A 6,639-nucleotide genomic window follows, 5' to 3' on the forward strand; every position below is an offset into this window, starting at 1 on the left:
TCTCACCAAGCAGGGGCGAATCGATGAAGGGAGCATGACCGGTGCGTCGTAAACAGGCGAAGATCGCCACAGATCCTGTGGCCTTCGAGGCCTTCTACCGGCGGAATGTCGATGCGGTCACCCGATTCCTCGCCCGCCGCGTAGACGACCCGCACACTGTCGCCGACCTGGTGGCCGAGGTGTTCGTGGCAGTGCTCGACTCGGCCCACACCTACCGAGGCGAGCTGGGCTCCGAGATCGCCTGGCTTTACGGCGTGGCACGCAAGACGATCTCCGCCGAGCGGCGGAGGGCGTACAAGCAGTACCAGCTGACGGATCGGGTGAGCGGGCGGCGCACGCTGGCCACCGACGACGTCACCAGGCTTGAGGAGCGCATAGACGCGGAGCGGAACGCCAGGCAGGTGTTCGAGGCCATGGCCGAGTTGCCGCAGGGGGAGCGCGCGGTACTGGAGCTGGTCGTGATCGACCAGCTCACGGTCACGGAGGCAGCGCTCGCCCTCGGTATTCGGCAGAGCGCCGCCAAGGTACGCCTGCACCGCGCTCGCCGGACATTGCGGAACCTGCCCTTCGTCATGAGTGGAGCATCAGGATGACATTCGAGGAGCACCTGCTGATGGAACTGAAGGCCGAGATCGCGGACCGCACCGAGCGACACCGCCGCGTCACCCGACGACTGTACGCAGGAGGCGTGGTGGGCCTCCTCGCCGCGGCGGCCGCGTTCGCCGTCCCCATGCTGACGGGGACGGAGACCTCCGCGTACGCCGTGAGCACGAACGCCGACGGCACAGTGCGAGTGGAGATCAAGGAGTTCAAGGACGCCGACCAGCTGGAGCAGGACCTGGGCGCGGCAGGCGTCACGGCCGACATCACCTACCTCCCGCCCGGCAAGGAGTGCAAGACCGGCAGAGGGAAGACGGTGGGCGCGGTGACGGCCCTGGGGCCGGGCGCCGACGCGGCCGCCCGCATGCGCGACGGCGGCCTCGACATCGATCCCCGGAACATCGGCAAGGACCAGACGCTGGTGCTGGAGTTCGCCGGCAACGACAAGGAAACCAACGAGACGCGTAAGCAGAACACGTTGTGGCGACTGACGGGATCGATGATCAAGGGCCAGGTCGGACCGTGCGTCGCGATCGATGACCCGAGTTGGAAGAGCGGCAACAAGAGCTGACCTGAGTCGGCGTCCACGGGAGCCAGTGGAAACGATCGAAGCCAGGTCGAGGACCACCCCTTGACCTGGCTTCTCGTTCTCGAAGCGAGTGACAGGAACCGAACCCGCGCCGTCAGCCTGGAATCGCGACGATCACGCGGTGACTCTTGCTTCGGCTTTCCCGGTCGTGGTGCGCTTCCGTTGTGAGTCACGAACGCTATCCGGGCCGGCTCTCCTTCCCCCTGCGCTTCCCGAACCGCCGTTTCCGGATCTGGAGCTACGTGCCCACGCACAGCGGGCTCGTTCTACGGACGGAGTTCGAGCCGAATACGCCGCACATCGAGCTGCTGTTCCAGGATGTGCGCCAGATCAACCTGCCCGCGATGATGCCGGACGGGCTCGTGGTGGACATCGAGCGCACGAACGACGACGATCCGGACGGCGTGACCTTCCTCCTTGGAAACGACCGCTTCTCCGGCCACGTGCGCGCCGGATACCTCTTCCTCGACCAGGAAGAACGATCAAAATACAGTTCCTTCTCGCTCTTCCACGGCTACCTGCGAAGTGATTTCGAGCATTGATCGGCCAGGCGTCGCGATGGACCGTGACGGGCCATCGCCAAACCCCGGGCAAGGCCGACGAGGACGCAGGCCGGTACGTAGAAGTCGCAGCCGCAAGCACCGCTTCGCGGCGTGCTGCCGCGTCTGACCTACTCCACCCACCACCAGCCGTCGCCCAGATCTCGTACGGGGAAGCCCATGTCACCGGCGGCGGTCTGGATGATGGTCTTCGGGGTCGGTGGGCCCGGTAGATGGGCGATCCCGCGGCCGCTCTCCGCGCGCCAGTCCTCGAACACCGGCAGGTAAAGGACTTCTCCTTGCTGCCGCACCTGGCCATCCAACGACAGGTACTCCATCCACCATGGCACCGTGAGTGGTCGGCCGTTCTCGTTCTCCGCCACAAGAGCGGCGAACTCGTCCCCGTGCAGCCAGAACTGACTGTCGATGTAGAGGGTCTGCCAGTCGGCCCTGAAGATGACCGCTCCCAGGAACACCGTGATCGTCAGCATGACGAAGGACCGGGCATGCGCCTTGAGCGACAGGCTGGCCATCACCGCAGTGAAGGACCATAGAGCGGCCCACAACCAGGCCGCTGTGGTCACCAGCTTGCTGAACCACCAGATCGTCTGGAACATCGGCAACGACAGGTAGGACGCGACGGTCAGCGCAAGCCATCCAAGTACGGCCATGATGACTGTCCACTTGACCCAGAGGGGCTCCTTCATCACGGGAAGCATGGATGCAGTTTGTGGCTGCCGGCGAGACGCGACCAGATCTACCGACACACCCACACATCATGTGCACGACTTCTCCACACCGTGTTGTCAGCCGAGCCTGGCACCATGCGGCGTCATGGACGTCGACGAGTTCTGGCTTTTCCTTCAGCGGTCCCGGGAAGTGACCAGTGATCCTGATGAGCGCCTGCGGTGGCTCGGCGTCCACCTTGCGCGGAGTCCGCTGTCCCGGATCGTCGACTTCCAGATCCTTCTCAACCAGATACGACGACGATCCGACACCTACGACATGTGGGAAGCGGCCAACCTGATCTTCGGAGGCGACTGCTCCACCGATGGCTTCTGGTACTTCCAGGCATGGCTGATCGGGCTCGGCCGCGACACCTTCGACCTCGTTGTAACCGATCCCGACAATCTCGCCGACGTGCCCGAGGTCCGACGACTGGCAGGGCGCTCCATGCGGGAGTGGACCGGTGAGTGGCCGGAGTGGGAGGCGTTGAGCTACGTGGCCGCCGGAGCCTACGAAGAGGCCACCGGCGAACAGGAGGGCGTCTACGACGCCATGGCAAGGCGGGGCCACAGGGACCAGAGCGATCCCCATCCCACGGGGCTTTCGTGGAGTTCCCGAAATCCGACGGAGGCGGTTCGGAGGTTGCCTCGTCTGAGCCGCATCTTTTCGTTGGGTGCATCGGAGCCCTGATGCTCATCCATAAGAGCGCTCGATCCTGCTGCCACCCCGGGAATTGCAGGGATCTCGGCTTGTCGGGGCGTCGAACTGGGCCTGCCGTGCGTTTCCAGATCCACTGTTCGGGATGTCGACTAGCCGGGGATCCACCAGCAGTAGAGCAGTCGGTCGCTCTCCTTGGCTCTCCGCGCCAGCGCGACGAGCTCTCTGACCAGGTCGAGCGCGTGCTCATCGTCGAGGCCGAAGGGATGTTCATTCAGCCATTTCTGGGCCACTTCGGGGAGCCGGGCGTCATCGACCTCGGCGAGTGTGTCCCGTGCGCTCATCGACAGTTCCTGAATCTCGGGTCCGTCGCGGTAGAGAGAGCCCTCCGGCAGCGCCAGCCATTCGTCCTCGGTCTTTGGCGCCCCTTGGGCGGAGGGTACAAGGTGATGGTCTCGACCAGGTCGTTGGAGTAGGGGACCCCTCTGATGGCGGCCACGAGGTCGCCGAGGCATCCAGTGGGATCGATCCACTTGGTCTCCACGACATCGAACACTGGAGCGTCCGGTAGGGGCTTGGCCGGTGCCCGTAACTGGCTCGGCCGCCAGGTGGCTGGGTTCGGGGATGCGCCCGGAAGGACGGGCAGGCGGCAATTTGGATCGTCGATCACCTCCAGCCGACGACGAAGGCCAGCCCATAAATGGCGATCGCGGGCTGCTTTCGTACGGCGGTATACACCTCCGCTTGCGGCGCACGCGAGCTGGGGACGGAGCTCATACGATCACCTGGTGGGCACAATGCGAAAAGAACAGATACACAGATTCGCGGCAACAGTCTTGGCCGCGACGCTTGCGACAGGCTGCTCGATGCACAGTGTCGCTGATACGAGGATGCCGGCCAAACCCGCCGGGTCACGATTAGCGAGCCCGAGGTCATCCTTAACCGATCTGACCGAGGTGGTGAAGCAACGGATAATTCTGCACCACGTCGGCGAGGAGGATGGCGAATGGCGGACGTCAGTAAAGGTGGGAAACAACTACCAGGTGGCCGTAGACTGCGTCGGAGCTGTCGGGCAGCTGGAGCTCTCGATCGATTCTTCATCATTCCCCCGCAAGTGCTCGACCGGATTCAATGTGGTGAAGGTCGGCGGTTTCCCCAGGCAGGAAGCGATGCCCCGCCAACTGGTGGTGAAGGCGCCGCCGGGAGCCAGGTGGGCTCTGCTGATCGCCGAGCGGTCATGAGACGCTCCGGCCCACTCGCCGACGGCAAGCAGCCCAGCCCTTCGATCGCCCTCAACCCCGTACGGCGACAAGCCACAGCGCGATCGTTCACCCGCGTTGGGACGACGGCGGGAACCTGGGGTCACGGAGACAAACGTGCAGCCCCGACAGGAGAAACGACCTTGTCCCCGTGGCCCTGGTCTGCTCGGCTCGTCCGGGGCGATGGCGGCGGAGGTGATCAGGCTTCCCCCTCCGCCACCCACGGCCCATACAGCGAACCCTGTGATCATCTGGGAGCCGGAGATCCCCGCCGGCGGCGTGGAGGACCCTCTGCCGGAGCTTCCCGCAGTGGAGCCTTCCGCGGATGTAACCGTCACCGAGCTGTTCAAGGCACACCGTCTGGGCCTCGTGCGATTCGCCTTCTTCTGGTGGGAGACCAGGAGACGGCCGAGGACATCGTGCAGAACGCCTTTGCTGCCGTGCATCACCGATGGAGGCGTTTGGCCGATCACGATCAGCTGCTCGGGCACTCCTCCACGAGGGCCGCTGATCTACCAGCACACCGCGATGGAGCGCGACGGGGCCCTCGCAGACGCTCTCGGCAAGCGCGCCGAGGAAGCCCTGAAGCCGGAAAACCCCAGACCGGACGAGCAAGATCCAGACGGATCGGGCACGTGACGGCACGGAGGATCGAACAAAGCCCCCGAAGCGATCCGAGCCAGGTCCGGCATCAAGCCCTGACCTGGCTTTCGTCGTTGGAGCGGGTCACAGGAATCGAACCTGCGCTGTCAGCTTGGGAATCTTTCATGATCACAGCATCTGACCAGGGAACTCGGACCGGGTCGATGCCGGTCGAGTGACCGCGAGTTCCCGCGGCTCCCAGTTGATCGCCGTCCGAACGGGCACGCCAGCGGGTACGGCCTGGCGGCCCGTACGCACTCTGCCGCTCTGCTCGGGCATCTACCTCACCCACTTACGGGGTTGGACAGCACGTCTGCACGGACAAGAGGATCTCGGTATGGGAACCGACATCCATGGATTCATCGAGTGCCGCACATGGACTCCCGGACTCGATGTCGGCGAGACCGCTTGGTGCGCTGCCATCTCGCTGAAGATGTTGGTTGGCAGAGACTACGAAGCCTTCGATTGCCTCTTCGGGGTTCGCAGCTCAGGTCACTGGCGACCGGTAGCGGCCGATCGCGGGCTCCCCCAGGATGCGTCGGAGACCGCCAAAGCAGGTTTGGCGGAATGGGGGGACGCTGCCTTCGGCGTCACGTGGTTGAACTGGGATGAGATCACCGCGATCGACTGGAATGAACCCGCACTGCATCCGACCAACGTCGCCCAGTATCGGCAGCTTCCCGATCAGAGCCTGGAACTCGTGCACCGCTCGGTATGGAGCCGGAGGTTTGCTCGGGTAAGTGGCGTGGATACGTTGACGGTCGACCCTTATCAAATTGCTGTGCTGTGGGATGAAGGCACCGAGTGGAAGGACAGAGATACCGTCTTCCGCGTCGAGCGTGCCACGCGCCGCTGTGCCGTACCGCCTGACAGCCTCTGGCACGGAGTATGGACAGTCATGCGTACGCTCGCGCACGTTCACGGAGACGATGCTGTCCGCCTGGTGGCCTGGTTCGAGGAGTAGGCGATCCGGCATGCCGGACAGCGTTTTCGTGCTTGGAGCGGGTGACGGGAATCGAATTCGCACTGTCAGCTTGGGAACCATCTACTGATCGTGCTGTGCTGTGCTGAGAAAACGGGGGTGCAGGCCAGAGCGGGTCGAGCAGCCGTGAGTGACCGCGGCTCCCTGTCTGTTCTGGCACGGATCCGGCACGCGATCAAGGTCGTGACCTCTCCTTGTCCCCGAAACCAGGGCCCGTCATTCGGTCGGTGGCCTCGGCCAGTCCACGGTCGGGCACGCCGCTGCTCCGGATGCGAGGCAGTGGTCGAGCTCGCGAGCGTCGAGCCATGCCTGGTGAGCGGCGTAGATCCTGCGCAGTCCGTCGTGCTCCTCGCTTAATGCCAGAAAGTCATCCAGGCATTGCAGCAGCGTCTCGACGGCGCGGACGTCAGTGACCTCTTTTCATCCTCGGGCGACTTCGTAGTTCTGCAGAAGAGCGATGGCCTTGCAGAGGTGCCCGGCTTTGAGTGGGCAGCAGCGGAGCTTCCGCAGGATGCGCCAGGTCTTGAGCTGGGCGTTGGCGCGTTCGCCTGGACCGCGAAGGCGGGCGTGTGATCGGTTGGCCCGCTTCTGAGAGGCGGGCTTATCTCTGCCCTTGTAGGGCGTGATGACCGGACCACCGGCACC

The 6,639-nt window shown here is 64.4% G+C and carries 10 protein-coding genes; 7 read left to right on the top strand and 3 right to left on the bottom strand.

Annotated elements, in window-relative coordinates:
* Window positions 1-41: 41 nt before the first annotated feature.
* The 3 genes from ABZ815_RS39825 to ABZ815_RS39835 all read left to right on the top strand — a co-directional run bounded on the left by ABZ815_RS39825 (window position 42) and on the right by ABZ815_RS39835 (window position 1,731).
* Window positions 42-593 (top strand): sigma-70 family RNA polymerase sigma factor, encoded by a 552-nt coding sequence (locus tag ABZ815_RS39825; protein WP_357706421.1) that lies wholly within the window; start codon window positions 42-44, stop codon window positions 591-593.
* Window positions 590-1,171 carry a hypothetical protein gene (locus ABZ815_RS39830; RefSeq protein WP_357706423.1) on the top strand — a complete coding sequence of 194 codons (582 nt, stop codon included), beginning with the start codon at window positions 590-592 and terminating at the stop codon, window positions 1,169-1,171. Before ABZ815_RS39825 ends, ABZ815_RS39830 begins: the two co-directional genes overlap by 4 nt.
* Window positions 1,172-1,353: 182 nt before the next feature.
* Window positions 1,354-1,731, top strand: coding sequence for a hypothetical protein (locus ABZ815_RS39835; protein WP_357706425.1), 378 nt, complete (start codon window positions 1,354-1,356; stop codon window positions 1,729-1,731).
* Between the two features lie 128 nt (window positions 1,732-1,859).
* Here ABZ815_RS39835 and ABZ815_RS39840 read toward each other — a convergent pair whose 3' ends face one another.
* The gene (locus ABZ815_RS39840; RefSeq protein ID WP_357706427.1) at window positions 1,860-2,435 is read right to left on the bottom strand and encodes a hypothetical protein; all 576 of its coding nucleotides are present in this window, start codon (window positions 2,433-2,435) and stop codon (window positions 1,860-1,862) included.
* Window positions 2,436-2,562: 127 nt separating this feature from the next.
* On the opposite strand from ABZ815_RS39840, the gene ABZ815_RS39845 reads away from it, so the two are divergent.
* Window positions 2,563-3,144, top strand: a complete 582-nt coding sequence (locus tag ABZ815_RS39845) for a DUF4240 domain-containing protein (protein ID WP_357706430.1) — start codon at window positions 2,563-2,565, stop codon at window positions 3,142-3,144.
* A gap of 119 nt (window positions 3,145-3,263) precedes the next feature.
* Here the strand turns inward: ABZ815_RS39845 and ABZ815_RS39850 are convergent, their stop codons facing one another.
* Window positions 3,264-3,455: a hypothetical protein gene (locus ABZ815_RS39850; protein WP_357706432.1), complete on the bottom strand. Its 192-nt coding sequence runs from the start codon at window positions 3,453-3,455 to the stop codon at window positions 3,264-3,266.
* A 444-nt stretch (window positions 3,456-3,899) separates the two neighbouring features.
* On the opposite strand from ABZ815_RS39850, the gene ABZ815_RS39855 reads away from it, so the two are divergent.
* From ABZ815_RS39855 to ABZ815_RS39865, 3 genes are all read left to right on the top strand, one after another.
* Entirely contained in the window at window positions 3,900-4,352 is a 453-nt protein-coding gene (locus ABZ815_RS39855; protein ID WP_357706434.1) for a hypothetical protein, read from the top strand.
* A gap of 261 nt (window positions 4,353-4,613) precedes the next feature.
* A complete protein-coding gene (locus ABZ815_RS39860) occupies window positions 4,614-5,009 on the top strand; it encodes a hypothetical protein (protein WP_357706436.1) in 396 nt (131 codons plus the stop codon).
* A gap of 340 nt (window positions 5,010-5,349) precedes the next feature.
* On the top strand, window positions 5,350-5,976 hold the full coding sequence (locus ABZ815_RS39865) for a hypothetical protein (RefSeq protein ID WP_357706438.1): 627 nt from the start codon (window positions 5,350-5,352) through the stop codon (window positions 5,974-5,976).
* Between the two features lie 438 nt (window positions 5,977-6,414).
* On the opposite strand, the gene ABZ815_RS39870 is transcribed toward ABZ815_RS39865, so the two are convergent.
* Window positions 6,415-6,639 (bottom strand): transposase family protein (locus tag ABZ815_RS39870; RefSeq protein ID WP_357706440.1); only part of this gene is annotated, 225 nt, incomplete at its 5' end.

It is taken from the genome of Nonomuraea sp. NPDC047529, from assembly GCF_040642995.1.
Classification (GTDB): Bacteria; Actinomycetota; Actinomycetes; order Streptosporangiales; family Streptosporangiaceae; genus Nonomuraea.

Bases quoted from the DNA above. Each gene is read 5' to 3' on its own strand.
- ABZ815_RS39830 (WP_357706423.1), top strand. From the start codon at position 590: ATGACATTCGAGGAGCACCTGCTGATGGAACTGAAGGCCGAGATCGCG.
- ABZ815_RS39840 (WP_357706427.1), bottom strand. From the start codon at position 2,435: ATGAAGGAGCCCCTCTGGGTCAAGTGGACAGTCATCATGGCCGTACTT.
- ABZ815_RS39845 (WP_357706430.1), top strand. From the start codon at position 2,563: ATGGACGTCGACGAGTTCTGGCTTTTCCTTCAGCGGTCCCGGGAAGTG.
- ABZ815_RS39850 (WP_357706432.1), bottom strand. From the start codon at position 3,455: ATGAGCGCACGGGACACACTCGCCGAGGTCGATGACGCCCGGCTCCCC.
- ABZ815_RS39865 (WP_357706438.1), top strand. From the start codon at position 5,350: ATGGGAACCGACATCCATGGATTCATCGAGTGCCGCACATGGACTCCC.